This is a genomic window from Micromonospora maris AB-18-032 (assembly GCF_000204155.1).
Lineage (GTDB): Bacteria > Actinomycetota > Actinomycetes > Mycobacteriales > Micromonosporaceae > Micromonospora > Micromonospora gifhornensis.
In genome coordinates this window covers 500,166-526,747 of the sequence record NC_015434.1, presented here as the reverse complement: position 1 = coordinate 526,747, position 26,582 = coordinate 500,166, and the positions used below count along the sequence as shown (strand labels likewise).

General features: G+C 71.7%; 16 protein-coding genes. 9 read left to right on the top strand and 7 right to left on the bottom strand.

Annotation, left to right across the window (positions count from 1 at the left end):
* Window positions 1-40: 40 nt before the first annotated feature.
* Window positions 41-5,146, bottom strand: a complete 5,106-nt coding sequence (locus tag VAB18032_RS02505) for a non-ribosomal peptide synthetase (RefSeq protein WP_013731200.1) — start codon at window positions 5,144-5,146, stop codon at window positions 41-43.
* Window positions 5,143-11,631: a non-ribosomal peptide synthetase gene (locus VAB18032_RS02500; RefSeq protein ID WP_013731199.1), complete on the bottom strand. Its 6,489-nt coding sequence runs from the start codon at window positions 11,629-11,631 to the stop codon at window positions 5,143-5,145. Before VAB18032_RS02500 ends, VAB18032_RS02505 begins: the two co-directional genes overlap by 4 nt.
* A 153-nt stretch (window positions 11,632-11,784) precedes the next feature.
* Between VAB18032_RS02500 and VAB18032_RS02495 the strand changes: the two genes are divergently transcribed.
* From VAB18032_RS02495 to VAB18032_RS02485, 3 genes are all read left to right on the top strand, one after another.
* Complete coding sequence (locus VAB18032_RS02495) at window positions 11,785-12,513, top strand: 4'-phosphopantetheinyl transferase family protein (RefSeq protein ID WP_013731198.1); 729 nt, start codon at window positions 11,785-11,787, stop codon at window positions 12,511-12,513.
* Between the two features lie 45 nt (window positions 12,514-12,558).
* Window positions 12,559-12,984 (top strand): VOC family protein, encoded by a 426-nt coding sequence (locus VAB18032_RS02490; protein WP_013731197.1) that lies wholly within the window; start codon window positions 12,559-12,561, stop codon window positions 12,982-12,984.
* A 63-nt stretch (window positions 12,985-13,047) separates the two neighbouring features.
* Window positions 13,048-14,253 (top strand): cytochrome P450, encoded by a 1,206-nt coding sequence (locus VAB18032_RS02485; protein WP_013731196.1) that lies wholly within the window; start codon window positions 13,048-13,050, stop codon window positions 14,251-14,253.
* A 104-nt stretch (window positions 14,254-14,357) separates the two neighbouring features.
* Here the strand turns inward: VAB18032_RS02485 and VAB18032_RS02480 are convergent, their stop codons facing one another.
* Both VAB18032_RS02480 and VAB18032_RS02475 read right to left on the bottom strand, forming a co-directional pair.
* Window positions 14,358-15,353: a methyltransferase gene (locus tag VAB18032_RS02480; RefSeq protein WP_043719503.1), complete on the bottom strand. Its 996-nt coding sequence runs from the start codon at window positions 15,351-15,353 to the stop codon at window positions 14,358-14,360.
* Between the two features lie 28 nt (window positions 15,354-15,381).
* On the bottom strand, window positions 15,382-16,338 hold the full coding sequence (locus VAB18032_RS02475; protein ID WP_013731194.1) for a ferritin-like domain-containing protein: 957 nt from the start codon (window positions 16,336-16,338) through the stop codon (window positions 15,382-15,384).
* 60 nt (window positions 16,339-16,398) lie between these two features.
* On the opposite strand from VAB18032_RS02475, the gene VAB18032_RS02470 reads away from it, so the two are divergent.
* The 4 genes from VAB18032_RS02470 (at window position 16,399) to VAB18032_RS02455 (ending at window position 19,950) form a co-directional block, all read left to right on the top strand.
* Window positions 16,399-17,748, top strand: coding sequence for a condensation domain-containing protein (locus tag VAB18032_RS02470; RefSeq protein WP_232510650.1), 1,350 nt, complete (start codon window positions 16,399-16,401; stop codon window positions 17,746-17,748).
* A gap of 157 nt (window positions 17,749-17,905) precedes the next feature.
* Window positions 17,906-19,006: an LLM class flavin-dependent oxidoreductase gene (locus tag VAB18032_RS02465; RefSeq protein WP_013731192.1), complete on the top strand. Its 1,101-nt coding sequence runs from the start codon at window positions 17,906-17,908 to the stop codon at window positions 19,004-19,006.
* On the top strand, window positions 19,003-19,617 hold the full coding sequence (locus VAB18032_RS02460; RefSeq protein ID WP_013731191.1) for an NADPH-dependent FMN reductase: 615 nt from the start codon (window positions 19,003-19,005) through the stop codon (window positions 19,615-19,617). Before VAB18032_RS02465 ends, VAB18032_RS02460 begins: the two co-directional genes overlap by 4 nt.
* Before the next feature lie 45 nt (window positions 19,618-19,662).
* Complete coding sequence (locus VAB18032_RS02455; protein ID WP_013731190.1) at window positions 19,663-19,950, top strand: phosphopantetheine-binding protein; 288 nt, start codon at window positions 19,663-19,665, stop codon at window positions 19,948-19,950.
* Window positions 19,951-20,042: 92 nt separating this feature from the next.
* On the opposite strand, the gene VAB18032_RS02450 is transcribed toward VAB18032_RS02455, so the two are convergent.
* A complete protein-coding gene (locus VAB18032_RS02450; protein ID WP_013731189.1) occupies window positions 20,043-21,131 on the bottom strand; it encodes a class I SAM-dependent methyltransferase in 1,089 nt (362 codons plus the stop codon).
* A gap of 185 nt (window positions 21,132-21,316) precedes the next feature.
* On the opposite strand from VAB18032_RS02450, the gene VAB18032_RS02445 reads away from it, so the two are divergent.
* On the top strand, window positions 21,317-22,453 hold the full coding sequence (locus VAB18032_RS02445) for an acyl-CoA dehydrogenase family protein (protein WP_013731188.1): 1,137 nt from the start codon (window positions 21,317-21,319) through the stop codon (window positions 22,451-22,453).
* A 16-nt stretch (window positions 22,454-22,469) separates the two neighbouring features.
* Here VAB18032_RS02445 and VAB18032_RS02440 read toward each other — a convergent pair whose 3' ends face one another.
* Together VAB18032_RS02440 and VAB18032_RS02435 are read right to left on the bottom strand one after the other, a co-directional pair.
* On the bottom strand, window positions 22,470-22,901 hold the full coding sequence (locus VAB18032_RS02440; protein WP_232510648.1) for a hypothetical protein: 432 nt from the start codon (window positions 22,899-22,901) through the stop codon (window positions 22,470-22,472).
* A gap of 297 nt (window positions 22,902-23,198) precedes the next feature.
* A complete protein-coding gene (locus VAB18032_RS02435) occupies window positions 23,199-24,662 on the bottom strand; it encodes an aldehyde dehydrogenase family protein (protein WP_081476004.1) in 1,464 nt (487 codons plus the stop codon).
* Between the two features lie 216 nt (window positions 24,663-24,878).
* Here VAB18032_RS02435 and VAB18032_RS02430 point away from each other — a divergent pair, with 216 nt between their 5' ends.
* Window positions 24,879-26,573, top strand: a complete 1,695-nt coding sequence (locus VAB18032_RS02430; protein ID WP_013731185.1) for an MFS transporter — start codon at window positions 24,879-24,881, stop codon at window positions 26,571-26,573.
* Window positions 26,574-26,582 lie beyond the last annotated feature (9 nt).

Below are 26,582 nucleotides of genomic sequence, written 5' to 3'. Positions count from 1 at the left end.
ACCGGGGCTCGTCCTGGGCCGGACCAGTGCGGACAGCTCATCACGCCGGGCCCAGCACGGCGGTCAGAGCAGCGGGCTCGGCCGACCAGCGCAGTTGGTCAGCCGACAGGTCCGTGTCGACCACGTCGAGGCTGCCGAGGCAGAGGTCCTCCCAGAACTCGATCTCCGCGTCCTGCGCCGGCTGCACCAGGGTGATGTCCCCGGCGTAGATGGACGGCTCGTGCCGGGCGAGGGCGTCGCGCACCGGATCGTCCCCGGGGGCGGGCCGGTGACCGGCCAGCAGTCGCAGCCCTTCGACGAGGACCCCGCGTTCGGTCAGGTTGCGGGCCACCTCGACGGCGAGGACCGCCATCGCTCCGTGGGCGAGCAGTTCCACCTGGGCCAGGTCGGCGTCGACGACCGCCTGGGCGTACGCGGCGGCGGCGTTGTCCACCGAAGGCAGCAGTGCCAGCCCCGCGCCGGTGAGTGCCCAGGCGGGTGCGGCCGGCCGCAGCGCCGACGCGAGCGAGGCCACCCCGTCGGTCGATCCCGACTCGTCGGGCAGGAAGATCCGGGGTACGCCGGCACCCTCGGCGTGCACGGCGACGAGCAGCTCGGTCGGCCCCTGCCGGCCCGCCTCCGGCAGCTGTTCCCCCGCCTCGGCGGCCGTGGTCAGCCACTGCGCGAGCCGGGCGACGGTGGCCAGTTCGAGCAGGTTGCGCAGCACCTCGTCGAAGAAGAGCGTACGGGCCAGCGGCAGTTCCTCGATGATCCGTCCGGCCAGTTGGGCGGCGACAAGCGAGTCCCCGCCCAGCTCGAAGAGGTTGCCGTCGCGGCCGACGGGCGTGCCCAGGGCCTCGCTCCACATCGCGACGAGATCCCGTTCGAGGTCGGTCTCGGGTGCCGCGCCGGGCAGCCCGGCCTGCGTCCCGCTCTGCCGGCGGCCCAGCCGCCCGGCGAGGGACCGGCGGTCGATCTTGCCGTTGTCGGTGACCGGCAGCTCGTCGAGGATCTCCAGGGTGCCGGGCACCATGTACTCGGGCAGCCGGGCGCGCAGGTGATCGGTGAGCCCCCGGGGGTGTACGGGCGCGCGGTCGGCCTTGAACCGGGCGGCGAGCACACACATGCCCATCCGCCCGACGAAGGTGTCCTCGGCCGGCAGACAGACGTCGAGGTCGGCGCCGGCCCGGTCGAGGATGTCCCGCCACCGGTCGCGGGCCAGGAAGACCGTCCCGGTTCCGGCCCGGTCGTCGGTGAAGTCGCCGGTGGCGTCGTCGAGCCGGACCAGCAGCTCCAGCGACGTCATGATCTGGTAGTGGTCCCGGGTCATCTCCAGGGCCACCAGCCAGCCGCCGGGGGCGAGCAGCCCGCGCAGCTGGTCCAGGACCCGGTCGACGTCGGCGGTGGCGTGCAGCACGTCCCCGGCGACGACCAGGTCGAAGGAGTTGGGCGCGAGGCCCTGCTCGGTCGGGTCGGCGTCCAGGTCGTACAGGCCGAACCGGACACCGGGCACCTCGGCGAAGCGGGCCTGCGACTGCCCCACGAAGTAGGGCGACAGGTCGGTGCACAGGTAGTCGATCTCCTGCCCGGCGAGCGCGTCGAGCACCGCCGCGGTGGTGCCGCCACCACCCGCGCCGACCTCCAGCACGCGCAGCGGGCCGGGGTGCCGGCGACGGCTGCCGAGTTCGGCCACCACGGCGCCGGCGGCCCGGTTGGCCCAGCGGTTGAAGACCGCCTCCTCGTAGAGCTGCTGGGAGACGTCCAGCCGACCCTCGGGGAAGAGCAGCTTGAGCGGGTCCTCGTCGCCGCGCAGCAGCGCGGGCAGGTGGCGGATGCTGCCCCGGAAGTAGTCGAGCAGGCGTTCCTCGCCGGGCAGCGCCGCCGCGTCCACGGCCGCCCACGCCACGTCCAGCGCGTCCGGTGCCACCTCGGCGGTCAGCCGGTAGTGGTCGCCGTCGACGGCCAGCAGGCCCTCGGTGACCAGGGCGGCGAGCCAGCGACGCAGCAGCCGGTGGTGCCGGGGCGCGGCCTCGGTGGCGGCCACGATCTCGGCGGCGGTGTGCCGGTCGTCGAGGGTGGCGAAGAGTCCCGCGCGGCGGAAGGTGTCCACCATGGCCGGCAGGGCCACCTGGTCGAGGCGGTGGGCGTACTCCAGGTAACGGTCCGGGTCGACGCCGTCGAGCGCGGCGTCGCCGGACCGGGCCGCGACCGTGGCCAGCTCGGCCACGTCCTCGGCGGGCGGCGTCGCGGCGGCGGGCTGCGCGAAGGCGACGAGCGTACGCTCCAACGGCTGGTCGCCCGCGACAAGCACGGCCGCCGCGGCGACGTCGGGGTGGCTCTGCAGGGCCGTCTCGATCTCGGCCAGCTCGATCCGGTGACCGCGGATCTTGACCTGGTGGTCCTCCCGGCCGAGGAACTCGATGTCGCCGTCGGGCAGGTACCGGCCCAGGTCGCCGGTGCGGTAGAGCCGCTCGCCGGTGACCGGGTGCACGATGAACCGTTCCGCCGTGCGCTCCGGGTCGTGCAGGTAACCACGCGCCAGCCCGAAGCCGCCGATGTACAGCTCGCCGGTGACCCAGTCGGGGCAGGGGCGCAGCAGCGGGTCGAGAACGTGGAAGGTCTGGTTGGCCAGCGGACGACCGTACGGGACGCTGGCCCAGTCCTCGCCGACCGTGCCGATCGGGTAGTGGATCGACCAGATGGACGCCTCGGTCGCCCCACCGAGGCTCATCACCTGCAGGCCGGGCACCTGGGCGCGGATCTGGTCGGGCAGGGCCACCGGGATCCAGTCGCCGGAGAGCATCGCCAGCCGCAGGGTGGGCAGCGCGGTGCCGGCCACCCCGAGGTAACCGGAGAGCATCTGGAGCTGGGCCGGGACGGAGTTCCACACCGTCACCCCGTGGGCGGCCACCAGGTCGGCCCAGTGCGACGGGTCCGCGCGCCGCTCGGCGTCCGGGATGACCAGGGCACCGCCGACGGAGAGCGGGCCGAAGATGTCGTACACCGACAGGTCGAAGCCGAGCTGGGACAGGCCCAGCACCCGGTCCTGCGCGCCGACGGCGAACCGGGAGTTGATGTCGAGGACGGTGTTCAGCGCCGCCTCGTGAGTGATCATCACGCCCTTCGGCGTACCGGTGGAGCCCGAGGTGTGGATGACGTACGCCAGGTCCTCGGGCCGCGCCCCGCCCGGTTCGGCGGGCGGATCGGCCGGCGGCACCTCGTCCAACGCCACTGCCACCACCTCGGCCGGCCAGGACCCGGCGGCCAGCTCCCGGGAGGTCAGCACGTGCCGGACACCCGCACCGGTGAGGATCGTCTCGCGCCGGGCGGCGGGTTGCACGGTGTCCACCGGCACGTACACCGCGCCTGCCAGCAGCGCGCCGAGGACGGCCACGACCTGCTCCGGGCCGCGTTCCAGGGTCACCCCGACGAGGTCGCCGGGAGCGCAACCCAACTCGACGAGCCGGTTGGCGACACCGGTGGCGCGGGCGGCCAGGTCGGCGTAGCTGAGCGTGGTGGTGCCGTGGATGACGGCCGGGGCGTCCGGGGTACGCCGGGCCTGGGCGAAGACCGCGTCGTGCAGCCGGGCCCGGGTCAGCGGGGCGTCGGTGGCGTTGACCTGCTCGCGGCGTTCGCGCTGCCGCTGCGGCAGCAGGCTCGACGGGGGCCGCTGCCACGCCTGGTCGTCGGTGGCGAGTTCCCGCAACAGCTCCTCGAAGGCGGCGAACATGTCGTCGGCCACCCCGTCGGGCAGTACGCCCTCGCGGACGTCCCAGTTGGTCGACAGTCCACCGTCGCGCTCGGAGTTCTGGCAGTCGATGACGACCTGCGGGGTCTGGCTGATCCCGTAACCGAGCCGCCCGTGGGACACCGACTCGGTGGCACCGGCCTCGCCCAGACCGATCGCGCTGGTGAAGACGACCGGGAACAGCGCCGCGTCGGCACCGCGTCGGCGGGTGATCTCTCGCATCACCTCGATCCCGGAGAACGCCCGGTGGTCCATGTCCTGCCAGAGCTGGGCCTGCACGCCCCGCGCCCAGCGGTCGAAGGTGTCCGCCCCGCCTTGGTCGACGGCGAGCAGCTCCACGCCGGTGAAGTCACCGACCACGGCGGGCACCTGCGGGTGCAGCGGCAACCGGTTGAGCAGCGTGACGTTCAGGGTGAACGTGGGACGGCGGCTCCACGCGGCGATGACGTGCGCGTACGCGGCGAGCACCGCGCCGGACGGGCTGACGTCGTGCTGGCCCGCGTGCTTGCGCAGCCCTTCCCACAGCTCGGGTTCCAGGGTGGTGGCCAGCCGACGGAACCGGCCCTCGGTCTGCCGGGCGCGGCTGGTCAGCGGCAGCTCCGGGCCGGGCGGCAGCTCGTCCACCCGACGCAACCAGTAGTCGCGGTCGGCCTCCCGGCGGCTCGCCGTCCAGTTCCGCTCGGCCAGCAGGTAGTCCCGGAAGCCGATCTCCAGCTCGGGCAGCGGCCCGGCGTCGTGGTAGAGGTGGTGCAGCTCGTTGAGGATGATCTGGATGCTGACGAAGTCGGCGATGAGGAAGTCCACCGAGACGTGCAGCACGGCCTCGTCGTCACCACGGGTCACCCGCGCCTCGAACAGCGGCCAGACGTCGGGCCGGAACACCCGGTGGTCCATCTCGGCGCGTACCTGCGCCACCGCCCGGTCGAACCCGTCGCGGTCCTGCCCGCGCACATCGCGTACCCCGACCTGGTACTCCTCGACCTGCGGCAGCACCCGCTGCGAGCCGTCGATGTCGATCACCGCGCGGAGCATGTCGTGCCGGGCGATGAGCGCCTGCCAGGCTCGGGTCATCCGTTCCGGGTCCAGGTCCGGGTAGTGCAGCTCGCCGTAGCCGTGGCAGGCGACGCCGCCGTAGGCGAAGGTGGAGCCACGACCCAGCAGGTACGCCGACTGCACCTCGGTGACCGGGAACGGGTCGTGGCGGTGTTCGGCGTCCGGCACGACGCGCGGCATCCGGCCGTTGGCCAGGTGGTCGAGGATCTCGTCCCGGCGGGCCCGCAGCAGGGCGCGCCGCTCATCGGTCATGAAGCCGGCGGGCGCACGGAACTTCAGCGCGCCGTCCTCGGCCCACAGCCGCAGTCCGGCCTGTTCGAGGTCGGTGACCAGCCGCTCGACGGGGATGCGGGGGTCGTTGCTCATATGACACCTTCCTCGACGTCGTCGTCGGCCGACGCGCGGAGCTGCTCGTCGACAGCGGCCGCGAGCTGGGCGAGCACGGGTACGGCGAACAGTTGTCGCAATGTCATGTCCACGCCGAACCGTTGGCGCAGCGCCTCCAGCAGGCGGGTGGCCAGCAGGCTGTCCCCGCCCAGGGCGAAGAAGCTGTGCCGGCGGTCGGCCACCGGCTGGTCGAGCAGCTGCGACCAGAGCACGGCGAGGCTCTCCTCGGTGGGCCCCTTGGGCGGCTCGGCCGCGTCGTCCAGCGGATCGGCGCGCAGCAGCGTTCCGAGCCGTTGCCGGTCGACCTTGCCGTTGGCGGTCAACGGCAACTGGTCCACCGTCACGACGTACTCGGGCACCATGTACGCGGGCAGCCGCTCGGCCAGCCAGCCGGCCAGGTCCGGTTCCCCGGTGGCGGGTACGACGGCGAGGCCGATGTGCTGGCTCGGCGCCTGGCCGACGACCATCGCCACCGCCCGCCCGACCTGCGGGTGGGCTTCGGCGGCGGCCTCGATCTCACCCAGCTCGATGCGGTGCCCACGCACCTTGACCTGGAAGTCGACCCGGCCGAGGAACTCCAGCGTCCCGTCCGGCCAGTACCGGCCCAGGTCCCCGGTGCGGTACCAGCGGCAGCCCTCGTCGTCGACGGAGAACTGCCGGGCGGTCAGGTCCGGGGCGTTGCGGTAGCCCAACGCCACCCCCGCGCCACCGATCCGCAGCTCCCCGGGCACCCAGTCCGGGCAGTCCCGACCCCGCGGGTCGGTCACCCGGTAGCGCTGGTTGCGCAGCGGACGGCCGTACGGGATGGAACGCCAGTGCTCCGGCACCGCCTCGACCTCGCAGGCGTTCGACCAGATCGCGGCCTCGGTGGCCCCGCCGAGGGCGACGAACCGGGCGTGCGGCGCGACCTGCGCCAGCCGACCCGGCAGGTCCAGCCCGATCCAGTCACCGGAGAGCAGGGCCAGTCGCAGACCGGCCGGCGGGTGGTCGCCCGCCGCCACCAGCAGCATGTCCAGCAGCGCGGGCACCGAGTTCCAGACCGTCACGCCCCAGCGGTGGGCCAGTTGCGCCCAGCGGCGCGCCTCCCGGCGCTCCTCCTCGGCCAGCACGACTAGCGCCCCACCGGCGGTCAGCAGCCCGAAGATGTCGTAGACGGACAGGTCGAAGTCCAGCGCGGAGACCGCCAGGACCCGGTCGTCCGGCCCGACGTCGTACCGGGAGTTGATGTCGGTCACCGTGTTGACCGCGGCCCGGTGGGTGATCTCCACTCCCTTGGGCTCGCCGGTCGAGCCGGAGGTGAAGATCGTGTACGCCAGCGCATCCGCGGCGACCGTCACCGGCCCCCGCAGCGGCGGAGTGTCCACGTCGGCGGCGACCGTCGGCAGGTGATGCGCGCCGGGCCGGCCGACCACGGCGGTCACCTGCGCCTTGGTGTAGATCCGGTCCCGGCGGGCGGCGGGCTGGTCGACGCTGACCGGCACGTACGACGCGCCGGCGGCCAGCACGCCGAGCACCGCGGCGACCTGGTCCGGGCCGCGTGGCACGGTGACGGCTACCGCGTCACCCGGTTCCACCCCGGAGCGCAGCAACGCACCGGCGATCCGCAGCGCCTGGGTGGCCAGCTCGCCGTAGCTGATCGACGTCTCGCCGTGGGCGACCGCGAGCCGACCGGGGTCGAGGGCGGCCCGGTCGAAGAACGGCCCGTGCAGGGTGTGGTCGGGCGCCGGGGCCTCGGTGGCGTTGACGGCGGCCCGGATCGCGCGCTGCCCCGGCGGCAGCAGGTCCGGCAGCGGCCGGTCCCACTCGCCGTCGGCGAGCCAGCACAACAACCGGTGGTACGCGTCGAACATCGCGTCGAGCAGCCCGTCGGGGAACAGTTCGTCGACGCTGTCCCAGTTGAAGGTCAGCCCGCCGTCGCGTTCCATCACCTGGTTGTCCAGCCACACCTGCGGGGTCTGCGAGATGCCCCAGGTCAGCTCGCCGAACGGGAACCGCATGTTGACCAGGTCGGCGGCCACACCGAGGGCGCTGGTGAACACGATAGGCATGCTGACCGTGCCGCTGTTGCGGCGGCGCGCCAACTCGCGCAGCACCCACAGCGCGGAGACGTCGTTGTGCTCCAGCCCGTCCCACATGTCCTGCTGGAGCAGCTGCGCGGTCTCCCGCCACGGTTGCTGCGCCGCGCCCCGGTAGCCGACAAGCACCAGCGAGGTGAAGTCGCCGAGGATCGCGCCGATGTCCGGGTGCACGTCGTGGCGCTGGAACATGGTCAGGTTCAGCGTCAGCGCGTCCTGCCCGCTGTACGCGCTGAGCACCTCGGCGTACGCGGTGGCGAGCACGGCGGCCGGGGTGAGCCGGTGCTCGCGGGCCCGGTGGGTGATCGCCGTCCACTGCTGCGGGGTGAGGCTGCGCTCGCGGCGGACGAACCTCGGGGCGACAAGCGTTTCCGGGTCGACGGCCAGCGGCAGCGCGGGGGCCGGCGCGATGTCGTTCAGCCGCCCACGCCAGTACGCTCCCGCCCGCTCGATCGCCTCCGGTGGCGGTGTCGCGCCGAGCACGTAGTCGCGGAACGACACCCCGAGCGGGCGCAGCTCGGCGTCGAGGTCACGGTAGAGGGTGGACAGCTCGGAGAAGAAGATGACGATGCTCAGCGCGTCGAGCACGATGTAGTCGAAGCTGAACGCGACGCGGGTGCCGCCGGGGTGCCGGACGGCCTGGATGTCGATCAGCGGCCAGCGGGACGGGTCCGGGATGCGGTGGGACAGCTGCTCGCGCAGCGTCTCCAGATGCTCCGGTCCCTCGTGGACGGTGATGGTGAACGGCGGCACCTCGGGCAGGATCCGCTGGTCGCCGTTGTCGTCGAAGACGGCGCGGAGCATCTCGTGCCGGGCGATGAGCATGTTGACGGCCCGGTTCAACCGGTCGAGGTCGACGTCCCCGCCGTCGAACTCCCAGTACCAGTGGGAGCCGACCCCGCCGAGCGCGAAGTCGTCGGTACGCCCCATCCAGTACGCGCGCTGCACGTCGGTCGGCGGGAACGGATCGTGCCGGTGCACCAGGTCGGCGCTCAACTCACGCCGCTGGGCAGCGGCTCCCCTGCTGCGCAGCCGTACCGCGAATTCGGCCAGGTCGCGGGCGTGGAACAGGTGGCGCAGTTCGGCGCCGGTGATGCCGCTCTCGCGCAGCCGGGCCAGCAACCGGGTGGCGACCAGGCTGTCACCGCCGAGGGCGAAGAAGTTGTCCTCCCGGTGCACCTCGGGCACGCCGAGCAGCTCCGACCAGAGGGCGGCCACGGCGATCTCCACCTCGCCGCGCGGCGGGGTGCCCGCGACGGTGGGCCGGGTGGCGACCAGTTCGGGCAGCCGGGCACGGTCGATCTTGCCGTTCGCCGAGAGCGGGAACGCGTCGAGGACCACCACCACGGCCGGCACCATGTACGGCGGCAGTTGCTCGGCGGCGCGCTGCCGGATCGCCTGCGGGTCGGCGTCGGCCCGGGTGACGGTGACGGCGGCGGCGAGACTGCTCCCGTCGACCACCTGGGCCACCGCACGGGAGACGTCCGGGTCGCGCTCCAGCGCGGCCTCGATCTCGCCCAGCTCGATCCGGTGTCCCCGGATCTTGACCTGGAAGTCGGTACGCCCCAGAAAGTCCACAGTGCCGTCGGGCCAGTACCGGGCCAGGTCGCCGGTGCGGTACCAGCGCTGCCCGTCGTGCTCGACGAACCGGTCGGCGGTGCGCTGCGGGTCACCCGCGTAGCCGGCGGCCACCGACCGGCCACCGATCCACAGCTCGCCGGGCACCCAGTCCGGCCGGTCCCGGCCGTGCTCGTCGACGACCCGCATGAGCTGGTTGCGCAACGGCACGCCGTAGGGCACCGACCGCCAGTGCGGCGGCGGGTCGACCGGGGCGGCCTGCACAGTGGAGTGGATCGCCGTCTCGGTGGTGCCGCCCAGGCCGTACAGCCGGCTGTCCGGGGCCAGCCGGGCCAGCCGACCGGCCAGGTCGAGGCCGACCCGGTCGCCGCCGAGCACGGCCAGTCGCAGCGGCACCGAGCGGTCGCCCGCCGTCTCGGCCTGGGTCAGCAGCAGGTCGAGCAGAGCCGGTACGGACTGCCAGATCGTCACCCGGTGCTCGTGCACCAGACGCAGCCAGGCGGCCGGGTCACGGCGGGTGTCCTCGTCGACGGTGACGACGGCGCCGCCGGTGCCGAGCAGGGCGAACATGTCGAACACCGACAGGTCGAAGTCGAGCGCCGAGACCGCCAGGACCCGGTCGTCCGGGCCGATGTCGAAGCGCTCGACCAGGTCGTCGAGGGTGTTGCGGGCCGCCCGGTGGGGCACCCGCACCCCCTTCGGCGTACCGGTCGAGCCGGAGGTGAACAGCAGGTACGCGTCCTGCTCGCAGTCGACCGTCGGCGCGTCGGCGCGTACCGGCACGGCGATGGTGGGGACGGTATGCGTCGTCGCGTCGGGCGCGGCGTCGGCGGTGGTGACGGTGAAGCGGGCGTCGGCGGTGGCCCGGATCAGGTCGCGCCGGGCCTGGGGCTGGTCGACGCCGATCGGCACGTACACGCCGCCGGCCCGCAGCACGCCGAGCACCGCGACGATCTGGTCGGGGCCCTTGGGCAGGGTGACGGCGACGGCCTCCCCGGGGGCCAGGCCGCGGGTGGTCAGCTCGTCGGCCAGCGCCTGTGCCCGGCCCGCGAGTTCGGCGTACGTGAGCACGCCGGTGGCGGACAGCACCGCCGGGCGGTCCGGCTCGCGGACGGCGCGGGTGAACACGTCGTGGTGCAGCGGCCGATCGTCGACCGGGCCGGCGGTGTCGTTGGCCGCCGCCCGCGCGGCCCGGGTGCGCTCGGGCAGTGCGATCGGGGCGCGCCCGGACCAGTCCGTGGCCGGGTCGAGCAGCCAGTCGACGATCCCCAGGTAGGCGGCGAACATGTCGTCGACGAACCCGTCGGGGAACAGTTCGTCCACGACGTCCCAGTTGAGGTAGAGCCCGTCCTCGCGCTCGGTGATCTGGTAGTCCAGCCACACCTGCGGGGTCTGGGACATGGTCCAGCCGGGTCGGCCGAAGCAGTTGCGGACTTCGGCGTCGAACAGTTCGCCCAGGCTCAACGCGCTGGTGAAGACGACAGGCGCGCCGACGGGTTGGCCGCTGCGGGCGCGGGACAGGTCGCGCAGCACGTCGACCCCGCTGTACGCGGCGTTGGCGGCGTCGCTGCGCAGCCGGTCCTGATGCCGGCGGACCAGGTCGACGAAGCCGGCCGGCCCGGTGGTGTCGAGTTCCAACAGGATCAGGTTGGTGAAGTCGCCGACGACCTCGCCGACCTCGGGATGGACGGGGCGGCGGTCGTACATCGGCAGGTTCAGCACGAATCGGCCGCTGCTGCTCCACGCGGCCAGCACCTCGGCGAACGCGGCGAGGAACACCATCGACAGGGTGACTCCGGCCGCCGCCGAACGCCGTTCCAGCTCCGCCTGCTGCTGCGGGGTCAGCCAGTGGTAGCGGCGGACCACCTGGTGGCCGGCCACGGTGGCCGGGTCCACGGCGGTGGGCAGCTGCGGCGGGCCGGGCAGGGTGTCCAGCCGTTCGCGCCAGTACTCGCGGGCCCGCTCGCGCGCCTCGTCGGGGCGGGCGGCGACGGTGGCCAGGTAAGCCGGGTAGCTGAGGTTCACGGGGGGCAGTTGCCGGTCCGGATCCCGGTAGCAGGCCGCCAGGTCGGACAGGATGAGCCGGAAGCTGTGCGCATCGGCGACAAGCATCTCGACGTGCACGTGCACCCGGGTGGCGCCGCCGGGCAGCAGGGACAGTTGGATGTCGAAGGTCTCCGCCTCCTCCACCCGCAGCCGCCGGTGGGACAGCCGGTGCCGCAGCGCCGCCAACTCCTCCTCGCACCGCTGCGGGGGCAGGTCGCGCAGGTCGTGCACGGTCAGGCCCGGCCACGGGCTCTCCGGCCGGATCTGCTGGGTGCCGTCGGCGTGGAACTCGGCCCGGAGCATGCCGTGGCGGCGCAGCACCGCGCGGACGGCGGCGTCGAGCCGCTGCGGGTCGACGCCGGACCCGTCGAACTCGTTGTAGAAGTGGGCGCCCACACCACCGAGGGGCTGCCCGTCGGCCCGACCGATCCAGTACGCGTGCTGCATCGTGGCCAGGCCGAACGGAGCGGACTCGTCCACTTCCACCGGCGGCAGCGGTGCCGGGCGGGCCTCGGCGTGGCGCTGCTCGATAAGCGCCCACCACTGCGCGAGGGTGCGCCACTCGATGAGCTCACTGAAGGTGACCGGGACGCCCTGACTGTGCCAGCGGCTGGCCAACCGCATGAGTGCGATCGAGTCGAGGCCGAGCATCAGCAGATCGTCGTCGTCCCCCACCAGCGACGGCGGGCAGCCGAGGGCCTCCGCGACGTCCTCCCGCATCCGGTCGAGGGTCAGGGTCGGATCGGTGTCGACGGCAACGTCCAATGTCGCGTCTCCTCAGTAAGCCTTTACCACGTCTCCGGTCGGCTGGCGCTAAGCTATCAGCGACTCACGACTCGGGTCTAGAGATAGTCGGTAATACTCGGAAAGGCTCGCCACGAAGGCGAGCAAAAAGCGCCGGCGGACGAGGGGAGCGGCGTGGGCGAGCGGCTCGGAAGCGGCGAGTGCCTGGTCTGGCGCTGCCCCGCCGGGCCACTTCCCGCGCCGCTGCACGCCCTGCTCGACGACGCCGAACAGGCGCGGGCGCGAAACCTGGGCCACGACGCCGCTCGCACCCGGTTCGTGACCGGCCGCGTGATGGCCCGGCTGTTGGCCGCCCGGTACGCCGACACCACGCCCCGCCAGGTCGTCTTCACCTCCACGTGCCGACACTGCACCGGCCCGCACGGCCGGCTGGAGGTGCACACCGGCGCAGGCGTGCTGCACCTGTCGGTGTCGCACTCGGCCGAGCGGATCCTGGTGGCGATCGCCCGGGACACCGTCTGCGGGGTGGACATCGAACGGGTGGCCCTGCGGGGTGACCGGATTCCCGTCTCGGCACTCTCGCCCGTCGAGCGTCGGGTGCTTGCCGATCTGCCGCAGCCGCGGCGACTCGCCGCGTTCATCCGGTACTGGGCCCGCAAGGAGGCGATCCTCAAGGCCACCGGGGACGGTCTGGTGCTGTCGCCGGCCGACCTCACGGTCAGCGCCCCGGATGCCTCCGCACGCCTGCTGAGCTGGGAAAATCGGCCGCCGCCGCACGTCAGCGTGCATCTGAGCGACCTGGCCGTCGGCGACGACTACCGGGCCGCACTGGCCACTCTCGGTCGCCCACTGTCGATTGTCGAACGAGACGTTGACCCTCTTGCAGAGGCGAGTCACCTATGATGAGCGACACCGCACGGATCTGCCCCATACGCGAGAAGAGGCTTCATGTCGGAACGATCGTTCTCTCCGGTCATCCCCTTCCTCCGCTACCAGGACCCGACGGCTGCCGTCGACTGGCTCGTCAACACCTTCGGTCTGGAGCGTTTCGACGTCACCGAGGTTGACGGCAAGGTGGTGCACGCCGAGCTGAGCTGGGGCAACTCCACGATCCAGCTCGGCGGCGGCGGACCGCACGACACGCTGGGCATGGTCAGCCCGCGTGAACTGCCCGCCACCAGCGGCGGCATCTACATCTGCGTCGGTGACGCGGCGGACGTCGACAAGCACTACGAGCGGACCGTGCAGGCCGGCGCCAAGCTCGTCTACGAGCTGCACGACACCTCGTACGGCTCGCGCGACTACGGGGCGTACGACCTGGAGGGTCACGTCTGGAGCTTCGGCAGCTACCTGCCTCGTGAAGCCTCCGCATAGGGTTTTCCACAAACACGTGTAAACACTTGCCCAGGCGGCGGGTTCGGGCCAACACTGGCAGACATGGATGCCTCCGGTCTGCCGCCCAGGTTCGACGCGCTCGACCCCGCCGTCCTGGAAGATCCCTATCCCACCTACGCCCGGCTGCGTGCGGCCGGACCGCTGTGCCGGTTCGGCCCCGGCAGTTGGGGCGTCACCCGCCACGCCGATGTCGTGGCGTTGCAGCGCGACCCCCGGCTCGGCAGCGAGTTCCCCGAGGCGTACCACCACCTGTCGGTGGGCGCGGGACCGGCCAGCCACTTCTTCCAGCGCATCATGCTCTACCGCGACCCGCCGGACCACGTCCGGCTGCGGCGGCTGATGAGCGGCGCGTTCACCCCGGCCGTGGTGCGACGGATGCGCGGCTACATCGAGCAGACCGTGGACGACCTGCTGGCCCCGGCGCTGGAGAGCGGCAGCTGCGACGTGGTACGCGAGTTGGCGTACCCGTTGCCGGTGCTCGTGGTGTCCACCCTGATGGGCATCCCGCCCGAGGCCCACGACGACGTCCGGCTGCACGCCATGCGACTCGGCCGCGCGTTCAGCGCCATCGTCCCCGCCGACGCCCGAGACGCGGCACACGAGTCGGTCCAGTGGCTGCGCGCGTACATCGGCGGTCTGCTCGACGAGCGTCGCAAGGCCCCCGGGGACGACCTGCTCTCCACCCTGTTGCAGGCCGAGGACGACGGGGACCGACTCAGCCACGACGAGATCGTGGACAACACCGTCTTCTCGTTCTTCGCCGGCTTCGAGACGACCGTGCACCTCATCACCAACGGGTTCGCCGCGCTGCTGCGGGCACCGGACCAGTTCGCCCTCCTGCGCTCCGACCCCGGCCTGGTGCCCGGCGCGGTGGAGGAGTTCCTCCGCTTCGAGGCCCCCATCCAGGGCACCGCCCGGCTGGTACGGGAGCCGGTGACGATCGGCTCGCGCACCGTACGGGCCGGGCGGGTGCTGGTGCTGATGCTCGGCTCGGCCAACCACGACGAGGCGGTCTTCCACGACCCCGGCACGCTCGACGTCACCCGCAACCCGAACCCGCACGTCACCTTCGGCGGCGGCGGTCACCTGTGCCTGGGCGCCTTCCTGGCCCGTACGGAGGCACAGGTCGTCTTCGACTGGGTGCTGCGCCGCACCAGCTCGGTGGAGCAGGCGGGCGACCTGGTCCGGGAGAGCGACACCCCGTTCCGCGCCTTCGCCCACGTGCCACTGGCCATCAAGCCCGCCTGACCCACGCCACGTCCCGCCGGCCGACCCGGCCGGCGGGACCCGGATCAGGCCGGCGGGACCGGGGGCGAACCGGGCGGGACCGGCGGCAGCCGGCGGGGAGTGGGTCAGGCCGGGGTCGCGGTCAGGATGGTCAGGGTGGCCGTGGGTCGGACGGTGTCCAGCCGCAGCCCGGCCCGGTCGAGCAGGGCGGCGGTCTCCTCGGCCGTGCGGTGGGTGCCGCCGGTGAGCACAAGCGTGTGCACGTCGTACAGCTTCGCCACGTCGAAGGTGTCCCCGGGCGGCAGGACGGCCTCCAACAGCAGCAGGCGGCTGTCCGGCCGCATCGCCTCGCGGACCCGGCGCAGCACCGCCACCACCTGGTCGTCACCGAACCCGGGCAGCACCGTCTTGAGCAGGTACGCGTCCGCGCCGGCGGGCAGCGCGTCGAAGAAGCTGCCGGGCACGATCTCGCACCGGTCGCGTACCCCGGCCTCGGTGAGCACCCGGTCCGCCGCCGCGACGACGTGCGGCAGGTCCAGCAGCGTGCCGCGCATCGCGGGATACCGCCCGAGCAGGCCGGCGAGGAATCCGCCATCCCCGCCACCGACGTCGACCACGTGCGACAGCTCCCCCCACGGGTGGCAGGGCAGCACGGTACGCAGGTGCAGTCGGGTGATCGCGTGCATCCAGCGGTCCACCCGCCGACTCTCGTCCGGGTTGGCGGCCAGGTGGCTCCAGTAGTCCGTACCGTGCGCGTGGTCGAAGGCGGCCTCGCCGGTACGCAGGCTGTGCGGCAGCATCGCCCACGCCTGCACGTCGGAGGCGAGCAGGGTGTAGACGGCCCGCATCGACATCGGATGGTCGCTGCGCAGCGGCTGGGCCAGCGGAGTCAGCGCGAACACCTCCGGCTCCGGCTCCGTGAAGATGCCCTTGGCCGCCAGCGCCCGCAGCGCCCGGCACAGCGACCGCTCGTGCGCACCGACCTCGGCGGCGAGTTCGGCCACCGGTCGAGGCCCGTCGACGAGCAGGTCGGCGACGCCCAGGTCGCTCACCGCCCGTACCGTCATCGGCACGATCAGATCGGTCAGCTCCGCCAGCCGCATCACCGACGCCAGGTCCATCTGCGGCCGTTGCCGGACGCCCGTTCGCTCAGCCACCGCGCCTACCCTCCACGAATTGGATCAGGTCCAGCCCGACCAGCCCCTCCCGCACTCGGGGGGTCATCAGTCCGATCTGGTCCAGTGCCCGGCCCACCCGGGAGAAGATGGCCTGCCGGTAGGCGACCATCAGCTCGTTGCGGGCGGCGAAGTCGAGTCCGTCGGCCATCGGGACCTCCATGCGTTCCCAGATGTCGCCCAGCAGGAACCGGCGGCGGATCAGGGCCGCGGACTCCAGCACCAGTTCCTCCCGCTCGGTGCGCTCGCGGGTGGTCATCTGGTCGTACAAGCCGCGCAGGGAGAGCACACCGAACGACACGTGCCGGGCCTCGTCCCGCGCCACGAGGCCGGTGATCTGCTTGATCAGCGGGTCGTGGAAGGTGCTGTGCGCCAGCCGGAACGCGGCCATCGCCAGCGCCTCGACCATGATCTGCATGCCCAGCGAGATGACGTCCCAGCGGTTGTCTTCGAGGATGTCGGTCAGCAGCAGTTCCAGCGGTTCGGAGATCGGGTACGGCTGCTGGATCTTCTCGCCCAGGTAGCGGGAGAAGACCTCCACGTGCCGCGCCTCGTCCACCGCCTGGGTCGTGGCGTACAGCTTGCTGTCCAGCCCCGAGACGATCTCCACCAGGCGGGCCGCGACCACCATGGCCGCCTGTTCGCCGTGCAGGAACTGGCTGACCATCCAGGCCTGGAGTTCCCAGCGGAACTCGTCCCAGGCCGGCCGGCCCCGCGCGGCCAGCGGGGAGGCGGCGAACCCGGCCATGGCGAAAGCGGAGTCGTCGGGCAACGGCGCCCCGAACGGTACGTCGAGGTGCCAGTCGATCTCGTCGACGCTCCACTGCGCCTGCTTGGCGCGCTGGTAGAGCGATTCCGTACGGCTGTCGGAAGACTCGTAGTCCCAGTTGAGTCGAGCGTCCTGCGTCGAACGCACCACCAACTCGCTCATAGCAGCAAAGACTAGTTCGCCAGACACGCAAAGCCAACGACAAAAGCTATCCTGCTGTCTGTGGAAGCACGCGACACACCAGCCTCGGTCTCCCAGCGACTACTGTGGATGATCAAGCACTACCGGTCGGACTTCGGCGCGTTGAACTGCCCGGTCGTCTGCCGCATCGTGGGAGACCTGGACGAGCGGGCGTTGCAGGCGGCGGTCGACCATCTGGTGGTCCGACACGAGGCGCTGCGGACCACCTTCCACGGTCGGGGAGCGCGTCTCGTGCAGCGCGTACACCCTCCGCGATCACTGCCGCTGACCTGGGCCGACGCGCCCACGGGCGAGTCGCCGGAGGCGGCCCTGGCCCGGGAGCTGCAGACGCCGATCGACCCGGAGCAGTGGCCGGCGCGGGCCGGCGTCTGGCGGGTGGGCCCCACCGAGCACCTGTTCTGCCTCAACCTGCACCACCTGGTGACCGACGCGTGGTCCACCGGCATCCTGCTGCGCGACCTGGTCGCCTGCTACGCCGCCGCCTGCGGTGGCCCCGGCGTCGAAGCACCCACCGGCTGGCAGTCGTCCCGCTTCGCGCAGGCACAGCAGGAACTGCTGGCCTCGGACCGACTCGCCCGCTACCAGCGGTACTGGCGACGCCAGCTGGAGGGCAGCCAGATCCCCCGACTCGACGCGCTCTACCCGGCCGCGGACACCGCCGCCGCCACCGACGCGGCGGCGACCGGGGCACCGACCCAAGCGGCCCAGGCGGCGCACGCGAGCGAGGCGGTCCGGTCCGTCGCGGCGGAGCTTCCGGCGGCGACCGTGGCCGGGTTGCGTGAGCTGGCGAGACGGGAGAAGACCACCCTGTTCACGGTGCTGCTGGCCGCCTTTCACGCCCAGCTGTACCGCCTGACCGGGCAACCGGACCTGGCGGTCGCCTCGATGTTCGCCAACCGGTCCCGACCCGAGGTGCGCGACACCGTCGGCCTGCTCGCCGGCATGGTGCTGCTGCGCGCCCAGGTCGCCCGTCAACCCAGCTTCGCCGACCTGGTACGCCACGTGCACGGCGCGGTGATCAGCGCGTTCGCGTACCAGGACCTGCCCTTTCACCTGCTGCCGACGGGCCTGGTCGACACCGGCGGCGGCCGGGCCGACGACGTGATGTTCAACGTGATGTCGCCGATGCGGCATGACCTGACCGGTGGCGGTGCCCGCTTCGAACTTGTGGTTCCCACCGAGATCGGCAGCCGCTTCCCGTTCGAGCTGGCCCTGGCCCCGGTGGGTGAGCACCGGGTGCAGGCGGTGTTGTTCCGGGCCGGCGGTTGGGCCGACCCCGCGCTCGGGCAGGACTTCCTGGCCGGCTACCTCGACGTCGCGGCGACGGCGGCGCACCGTCCGGAGGCGGCGCTGCCGACGCCGGGACAGTGACGGGTCAGGGCAACGGTATTGACAGCGTCACAGGCATCCTGAGAACCTTCCAGCACATACTCGTAAATGCACGTGGATAGCAGGAAAGACGAGTGCGCACGGGGATGGCAGGTCAATCCGGGGCCGGTCGACCGGCCCGAGGCGGAAGGGACCGTTGATGACACTGCGACTGCACTGGTTCCTGCCATTGCACGGCGACGGCCGCGAGGTGGCCAAGAGCGCGGACGGGGTGGCCGAGGCCAGGAACATCCGACGTGAGCCGGAGTTGAACTACCTCGGTCAGGTCGCCCAGGCCGTCGACGGCCTCGGCTTCGCCGGTGCCCTGGTACCTACCGGTCTGTTCTGTGAGGACCCCTGGCTGGTGTCCGCAGCGTTGTCCCAGCAGACCCGCAACATGCACTTCATGATCGCCTGCCGGCCCAGTTCGCTGCCGCCGATGGTGTGCGCCCAGTCGGCCGCCACGTTCCAGCGGCTCTCGGGAAGCCGGCTGATGCTCAACATCGTCACCGGTGGGGACGCCGACGAGCAGCGGCGCTACGGCGACTGGCTCGACCACGACGAGCGGTACGCCCGCACCGAGGAGTTCCTCGACGTCTTCCACCAGGCCTGGCGCGGCGAACCCTTCGACTTCCACGGCAGGCACTACCAGATCAAGGCCGGGTTGCTGAGCCGGCCGCACGACGTGCGGCCGACGATCCTGCTGGGTGGCTCGTCCGCCGCGGCGCAGCGGGTGGCCGCCGCGCACGCCGACGTCTACCTGGCCTGGGGCGAGCGTCCGGACGGGCTGACCAGCCTCACCAGCCGGGTCAGTGAACTCGCCGCCGAGCGGGGCCGCAGCGTCGAGTTCGGCACCCGGTTCCACGTCATCAGCCGGGACACCGCGCAGGAGGCCTGGGCCGTGACCCGCCGGCTGCTCGACGGCATGGACGCCAGCCGGATCGCCGACGCCCAGCGACGGTTCCGCCGCACCGAGTCGGAGGGGCAACGCCGGATGGCCGCCCTGCACGGTGGGCGTACCGACGACCTGGAGGTGTATCCGAACGTGTGGGCGGGTTACGGCCTGGTCCGCCCGGGTGCCGGTGCCGCACTGGTCGGCAGCCACGAGCAGGTGGCCGAGCGGATCGCGGAGTACCACGCGCTGGGCATGAACCATCTCATCCTCTCCGGGCAGCCCCACCTGGAGGAGGCGTACAACTTCGCCGAGGGTGTGCTGCCGCTGCTGCGGCGCCAGGGGCTGCTCGGGCAGGAGGCGTCGTGACGGACCGCAGTTCCCTTGTGGAGACGACACTGTTGCTGGGCAGTCCCCGCGCGGGCTCCCGGACCAGCGGTATCGCCCTGCGGCTGATGGAGGAGTTGGCGCTCGCCCTCGGCACCGAGGGTGTGGAGACCGCCGGACCGGACATCGTCGACCTCGCCGACATCGGTGCCGCACTGCCGCAGCGGGCCAGCCGCAGCGTGCCGTTGGGGCCGGAGATCGAACGGGCGCTGGGCCTGGTCCGCCGTCCCGGCCTGCTGGTGGTCGTCAGCCCCACCTTCAAGGGCACCTACACCGGCCTGCTGAAGCTGTTCCTGGACATGCTTCCGATGGACGGGCTGGCCGACTGCGTCGCCGTCGGCGCGATGACCGCCGGCTGGGCCAAGCACCGCGGCGCCGGGGACCAGTATCTGCGCCCGCTGCTCACCGAACTCGGCGCGACCGCCCCGGTGCCGTGCCTGTCGATCCTCGAAGACGAGTTCGAGGATGTGCCAGAGGTCGTCGCGACGTGGTCGCGCCGCTGGGCGCCCACGCTCGGGGCGGTGGTACGCCATCAGCGCCACTGCTTCTCCGCCCCCCGTGTCCCCCCGCTGACCGGCGCTCGGGCCTCCTGAGCGACCCATCCCACCGTCACGCCAGCAGCACAGAGGAGATCGACCATGACCGAGCAGACCGCTCCCGCCCGCCGTACCGAGGAGGAGATCCGCGCTACCGTGGCGGCGGTCATCTCCGACATGGCGCCGAAGGACGGCGTCGAAGTGACGGCGGAGTCCCACCTCATCAAGGACCTGGGCTACCACTCGCTGGCCCTGATGGAGGTGGCGTTCGCCATCGAGGACGAGTTCGACCTCGACCCCATCGACGAGGACACCGCCCGCAAGATCACCACGGTCGGCGCTGTGCAGGACCTGGTGGTCAAGCGCCTCGCGGAGCGTGACGGCGCCTGAGTACGGATCCGGGTCCGGGGGCAACCCGGACCCGTTTTCGTGCGCCCGCACCGACCCGCGCGGGCCGGTCAGCTCGTGAGCCCGTCAGCCGGTTAGCCGATTAGCCGGTAGAGCCGGTGGAAGCGGTCGTTGACGGCCAGGATCGTCATGCCCGAGAAGCCGGCCTGCACCGCCAGTTCGCGCACCTTTCCGGGACGCAACACCGTGCCGGTGCCCGTCGAGTCCGTCCCGGTGAGGCTCGCCGGCAGGCAGTGCAGCACGCTCGTGCCGTACTGGAACCGCTCGACGTCGTCGCCCGGTGCGGTGAAGGCCGGCGCGACCTTCGCGTCCATCAGCAGCACTGCGCCGTCGGCGGCGCGCAACTGCCGGCACGCCTGGAGCACGGCGACCGGTTGGGAAACCTCGTGCAGCGCGTCGAAGAGGCACACCAGGTCGTACTCGCCCGCCAGCTGCGGGTCGGCGGCGTCGCGACAGGCGAAGCGGACCCGGTCGGCAACGCCCGCCTCGGCGGCGTTCCGCTCGGCCTGGCGCAGGGCCGCCCCGTCGAGGTCCAGGCCGGTCACTTCGGCCTGCGGGTACGCCCGCGCCAACGCGATGCTCGACCAGCCGGTCCCGCAGGCGACGTCGGCGATGCGTCGCCCGGGAGCGTCGAGGCGGGCGTGCACGTCGGGCAGCTGCTGGGCGATCCAGCCGGCGAGCTGATGGGCGAAGAGGGCCCGGTTGGCGCCCGAGTGCCCGTCCCGCCAGTCCACGCCGAACACCTCGTCGGGCACGCCCGCACCGCTGCGGTAGGCCGCCACCAGCTCCGGCAGGGCGGCGGCGATGCCACCGAGCGGGAGTACGGCGAGGGAGGCCAGCGACATCGGGTCGTCCGACACCGTCAGGACGGCGGCGTGCCCGGCGGGGAGCCGGTACGCGCGGCGTTCGGCCGGCAGGCGTACGTCATCGGTCTCGACGATGCCGCAGACGGCCTGGTGCTCAAGCCATTCCCGGGCGTACCGGGGCGCGACGCCGGCGGCCTGGGCCAGCTCGTCGGGGCGCATCGGTCCCGGCGCAGCCGCCAGCGCCTCGTACAACCCGAGCTTGACCCCCAGGTACGCCGACAGCAGCTCCTGCGTGGCGAGAAGAGACTTCCACATCCTCATCGCGAACACGTGTGTCTGCGCGTCAGACGCCGTCATGAGACACCTCCCCGGGGCAGCCCAACTGTGCTTGCAGAGTGTTCACAGACAACACTCACTTGCCTGTTGCACGATACATGTAGACAGTAGAATGGTCATCGGTCGTTTCCGAGCCGCCTGTGGTGTTGCAGCAGGCGCGGCCCGGCACTCGGACCGGCACGCCAGACCGGAGGGCGAGGATCGGCATGACGACTCTGCAACTGGTCCGTGATCTCCTTCCGGAGATCGCCAAGAACGCTGACGAGGTCGAGCGGGGCCGGGGCCTCCCGGACCATCTGCTCGACGGGCTGCGGACCGCAGGCTGCCTGCGCATGCTCGCCCCCGTGGCGTACGGCGGCACCGGCCTGAACGTGCCCGAGACGCTGCGCGTCGTCGAGACGCTGGGTACGGCGGACGCCTCGGTGGCCTGGCTGGTCGGCCAGGTCGCGCTCTCCCAGCTCATCATCGGCTGCGCGCCGAAGGAGACCGTCGCGGAGATATTCGCCGACGGTCCGGACGTCTACGCCGCCGGCGCGGTGGCGCCCAAGGGCCGGGCGACCGAGGTGGACGGGGGATGGCGGATCTCCGGCCAGTGGCCGTTCGTCACCGGCTGCGAACGCGCCGCCTGGGTCTACCTCAACTGCGTCCTGGTACGCGGGCGCACGGTCGCCATGGCCGAGGGCCGGCCCGCCACCCGGATCATGCTGCTGCCCGCTGCCGACGTCGCCGTGGTCGACACCTGGCACACCCTGGGCCTGCGCGGCACGGGCAGCCACGACCTGGCTGTCTCCGGCCGCTACTGCCCCGCCGAGCGGGCCGTGGAACTGGTGCCCGGATCGGCGGAGGCGGCCCGGGCTGCGATGAGCATCGCGCAGTCCAGCCTCATCATCGCGGCGGCGGCGCTGGGCATCGCCGAGGCGGCCCTACGGGACGTCGTCGACCTGGCGGCGGGTGGCAAGCGACCGGCGCTGAGCGCGACCCGGCTGGCCTCCTCCACCGCCTTCCAGGAGCGGCTGGGCGAGGCTCGGATGGTGGTGCAGGCAGGTCGGGCGCTGCTCTACGACCAGGCCGGCGACGAGTGGGGCGGGTTCTCGGGTCCGGATGCGGCGCTGCGGCGAGCGCAGGTCCGCGCCGCGTCCGCGCAGGCGACCGCGTTGGCGGTCCGGGCGACCGACGCAGCTTTCGAACTGGCCGGCGGGACGGCGGTGTACGACTCGTCTCCCCTGTCCCGACGGCTGCGCGACGCCAACACCGCGCGACAGCACTTCGTGGCCAGCCGCAACTCGTACACGGCCTTCGGTGCGCACCTGGTCGGCGAGGGCGGTGACGGCGGCCCACTGTGACCGGCGGGTCCCGATGTCACTTCGCGCTGGGGATGACACCCTTGCGTCGCAGCCGGGTGATCCACCCCTGAGCGGTGTGGGTGGGCACACCGTAGTGTTTGGCGACACCCGTGACCGTGCGGTTCTTGAGGTAGATGTCCTTCAGCTCGCTCGGGTCCGGCATACGCCGGTAGGCACGGTCCGACTTCGCCACCCGGCTCGGCGTCACGGCGCGGTAGGCCCGGGCCGGGTCCGAGCTTTCGGCGGTTGCCGCGGGGGCCGCCGGACGCTTCGCGGCGAATGCCTGCATGAGCAGGTCCAGGTCGACCTGGAGCAGGTCGGCGGCACCGAGTTTGACGTCTTCCGCGACGCGGACGGTCAACTCCTTGATGTAGACCTGGCCGTCCTCGGCGAACACACGCATGGTGGTGCGGGAGGACTCTTCTCCCGCGTCTTTCTCACCGAGCACCGGTGTGATCGTGACGATGTATTGAGCCATTGTCTCTGCCCTTCTTCCTACCGACAGCCGGTGCCCGCGAGACGCTAGGACACAATCTCATACGTTGCGTAGATTTGGTTGGCCCTTCCGGACGCATCGAGCAGACCCTCGATACCCCTGAGTGACGTCAGCATAACGGAAAGCCACTCTGCGGTATACCATCGACGCCCATGGTTGCCGAAAGACCACTTCGCGTATTAAACAAACGCGAGAAGAGCACCTCGAAGCCTCCTGGTGTTAGCAAGATCACCTGTGGGCGGTGGGTGCTCAGACCGGTATCCACACGTTCTTCGGCCGGAGAAACTCGCGCAGCCCGGCAAGGCCGCCGATACGCGCGGAACCACTCTGCTTCACCCCGCCGAACGGTGCCGACGGCATCAGACCCGGTGCGCCGTTGACCCACACGCTGCCGGCGGCGACCGCGCGGCTGATCCGGTGAGCCCGGCGCAGGTCGTTGGTGTGCAGGTACGCCCCGAGGCCGTATCGGGTGGCGTTGGCCAGCTCCACCGCCTCGTCCTCGGTGTCGAAGCTCGACACCGCCAACACCGGGCCGAAGATCTCCTCCTGCACGAGTTCGGTGTCGCGGTCGGCGTCGACGAAGACGGTGGGTTCGACGAAGAAGCCGTCGGCGAGGTCGCCACCGCACCGACCACCGCCCACCAGCAGCTGCGCGCCGGCCGTACGGGCCCGGTCGATCACCCCGATGATCCGGTCGCACGCCTGCCCGGAGACCACCGGACCCATCACGGTGGTCTCGTCGGCCGGGTCGCCCACCCGCACCCGGCGCAGTCGTGCGGTCAACGTCTGGAGCACCTGGTCCCGGACCGCGGAGTGGACCAGCAGGCGGGTGCCGTTCGCGCAGCCCTGCCCCGACAGGGCCACCACTCCGCTCATCGCGTACCGGGCCGCCGACCGCAGGTCGGCGTCGTCGAAGATGAGGTGCGGGGACTTGCCACCCAGTTCCAACGCCACAGGTGTCAGGTTCCGGGCCGCCTCGGCGAGCACCTGCCGACCGGTCGCCCCGCTGCCGGTGAAATGGACCTTGTCGACGCCGGGGTGCCCGGCCAGGGCCGCGCCGGCCGACGGCCCACCGGGCACGACCACCACCACACCCCGCGGCACCCCCGCCTGCACCGCCAGCTCGGCGAAGCGCGGGCCGACGAAGGGCGCCAGCTCCGACGGCTTGACCACGACGGCGTTGCCGGCCGCGAGCGCCGGACCGAGCAGTTGCGCCATCGACATCAGCGAGCCGTTCCACGGGATGATCCCGGCCACCACGCCGAACGGCTCGTCGAGGGTGTAGTCCAGGCTGCGCCCGGGCCAGGTGGGCAGCACCTCGCCGCCGATCTTGTCGCACCACCCGGCGTAGTACCGCAGGTGGTCGGCCGCCAGCGCGGGCAGCCGTCGCGCGAGCTGGATCGGCAGGCCGATCTCCAGGCTCTGCAACGCGGCGAGGGATTCGGCATGCACCAGCAACAGGTCGGCCAGCCGCAGCAACGCGTCGCGCCGGACCTCGGCCGAGCTGTCCCGCCACCGGGGCAGACTCTCCCGCGCCAGCGTCACGGCCCGGTCGATCTCGGCCGGTCCGGCGAGCACGACCTGCGTCGTCGGCTGCCCGGTCGCGGCGTAGACGTGGTCTGTCCGCCCGCCGGAGGAGTCCACCACCCGCTCCTCGCCGATCCACAGCGCAGGCTCGGGCAACAGGTGCGTGGGTGGCTGGCTCATTCCCATCGCGCGCTCCTCACGTCGGGGCGGGTAACCGGTCGTACGCGTCTTTTCAGAATCCCATCAAAGCCTCGTAGGAAACCAGAGGCATCTTTGATAGACACTCTCACACACCGTAGATAGCCTGTCTTGCAGCATCCGAAGCAGCAGCGGTGTCCGCGCTGGTCGTACCGCCTTCCCAGCCGGCAGAGACGCGTAAAAACGATCATGGAAGGTACGCGAATGACACCATCGAGGACGCGACCGTCCCCCAGCCCTGCGGAGACGCCTGCGGATCCACCCGCGCAGCCGGCACCGATCGCCGGCCGGGCGCGCACCATCGCCCTCGTCGCCGTTCTGGTCGGCCTGCTGCTCGACCTGCTCGACATCGTGATCGTCAACGTCGCGCTGCCGACCATCCAGGAGGAGATCGGCGCCTCCAGCTCCGACATGCAGTGGATGGTGGGCGGGTACACCCTCGCCTTCGCCACCATGCTGGTGACCGGTGGCCGGCTCGGCGACATCTACGGGCGCAAGAAGATCTTCATCATCGGCATGGTCGGCTTCGCCGCCGCCTCGCTCGTCGCCGGGATCGCGGCGAACCCGGAACAGCTGATCGTGGCCCGCTTCGTACAGGGCGGCATGGGCGCGCTCATGGTCCCGCAGGTGCTGTCGATCCTCCAGGTCATGTATCCGCCACAGGAACGGGGCCGCGCCTTCTCCGCGCTGAGCGTCGTCTTCGCCGTCGGCACGGTGGCCGGTCCCATCGTGGGCGCCCTGCTCACCGCCGTGGACATCGCAGGCCTCACCTGGCGCACGATCTTCCTGGTGAACCTGCCCATCGCTGCGGTGTGTCTCTTCATCACCGTGAAGCTGGTGCCCGAGTCGAAGGGCGAGTCGGCCCAACGGCTGGACGTCAAGGGCGCCATCCTGGTGGGTCTCGGCATGCTGCTGCTGGTGTTCCCGCTCATCCAGGGACCGGAGCAGGGTTGGCCGGCGTGGACCCTCATCAGCCTGGTCGCCTCGTTGCTGGCCTTCGCCGCACTTGTCGCGGTACAGCGCCGTCAGACGGAGTCGCCACTGATCCCGATCTCGCTGTTCTCCCACCGCTCCTTCCGCGGTGGTCTCGCCGTCTCCCTGCTGTTCATGAGCGGCGTCATGCCGTTCTTCCTGGTCAACACCCTCTACCTGCAGTTCGGGCAGGGCTTCTCGGTGATCAAGGCTGGCCTGATCGGCGTCCTGTGGGGCTTCGCGGTTCCGCTGTTCACCGCCATCTCCGCCCGCCACATCACGCCGAAGCTCGGGCGGCTCGGCCTGCAACTCGGGTTGGTCATGCTGATCGCGGCGATGGTCATCCTGATCACCGTGATCCACCAGTTCGACACGATCACCCCCTGGGCGCTCGCGCCCGGGCTGATCCTCGGTGGCGCGGGCATGGGCATGACCTTCGCCCCGCTGCTCACCTACACGCTCAACGACGTGCCACTGCACAGCGCCGGTGCCGCCTCCGGGGTGTTCAACACCGTGCAGCAGATGGGCGCCGCCATCGGCATCGCGCTGAGCAGCATGGTCTTCTTCATCGCCCTGGCCGTGCAGTCGCCCGCCGTCGGCGACGACCTTCGGAACACGGTCAAGGAGGAACTGAGCGCCCGTGGCGTACCGGTGGCGGCTGTCGATGCCGCTGCCGACAGCGCCCGCGCCTGCTTCGACGAGCGGATCAAGGCCGCCAACCCGGAAGCCGATGTGGCTGCCTGCCGCGCTGTGGCGTCGCAGTCCGGCGCGGACGTCGCGGACCGGCACGACGAGTTGCAGTTCATCGCGAACCGCACCGCCTACCAGCAGACCACCGTACGGGCACTGGTCTACCAGATCGTCGTGTTCACGCTGGCCATCGCCGCCAGCTTCCTGCTCCCCCGCCGCGTCGAGCATCAGGGCTGAGCCGCGCTC

Excerpts from the sequence above, each read along its gene's own strand:
- VAB18032_RS02505 (WP_013731200.1), bottom strand. The coding sequence starts at position 5,146 with ATGAGCAACGACCCCCGCATCCCCGTCGAGCGGCTGGTCACCGACCTC.
- VAB18032_RS02490 (WP_013731197.1), top strand. The coding sequence starts at position 12,559 with ATGTCGGAACGATCGTTCTCTCCGGTCATCCCCTTCCTCCGCTACCAG.
- VAB18032_RS02485 (WP_013731196.1), top strand. The coding sequence starts at position 13,048 with ATGGATGCCTCCGGTCTGCCGCCCAGGTTCGACGCGCTCGACCCCGCC.
- VAB18032_RS02480 (WP_043719503.1), bottom strand. The coding sequence starts at position 15,353 with ATGGACCTGGCGTCGGTGATGCGGCTGGCGGAGCTGACCGATCTGATC.
- VAB18032_RS02475 (WP_013731194.1), bottom strand. The coding sequence starts at position 16,338 with ATGAGCGAGTTGGTGGTGCGTTCGACGCAGGACGCTCGACTCAACTGG.
- VAB18032_RS02465 (WP_013731192.1), top strand. The coding sequence starts at position 17,906 with ATGACACTGCGACTGCACTGGTTCCTGCCATTGCACGGCGACGGCCGC.
- VAB18032_RS02455 (WP_013731190.1), top strand. The coding sequence starts at position 19,663 with ATGACCGAGCAGACCGCTCCCGCCCGCCGTACCGAGGAGGAGATCCGC.
- VAB18032_RS02450 (WP_013731189.1), bottom strand. The coding sequence starts at position 21,131 with ATGACGGCGTCTGACGCGCAGACACACGTGTTCGCGATGAGGATGTGG.
- VAB18032_RS02445 (WP_013731188.1), top strand. The coding sequence starts at position 21,317 with ATGACGACTCTGCAACTGGTCCGTGATCTCCTTCCGGAGATCGCCAAG.
- VAB18032_RS02435 (WP_081476004.1), bottom strand. The coding sequence starts at position 24,662 with ATGGGAATGAGCCAGCCACCCACGCACCTGTTGCCCGAGCCTGCGCTG.
- VAB18032_RS02430 (WP_013731185.1), top strand. The coding sequence starts at position 24,879 with ATGACACCATCGAGGACGCGACCGTCCCCCAGCCCTGCGGAGACGCCT.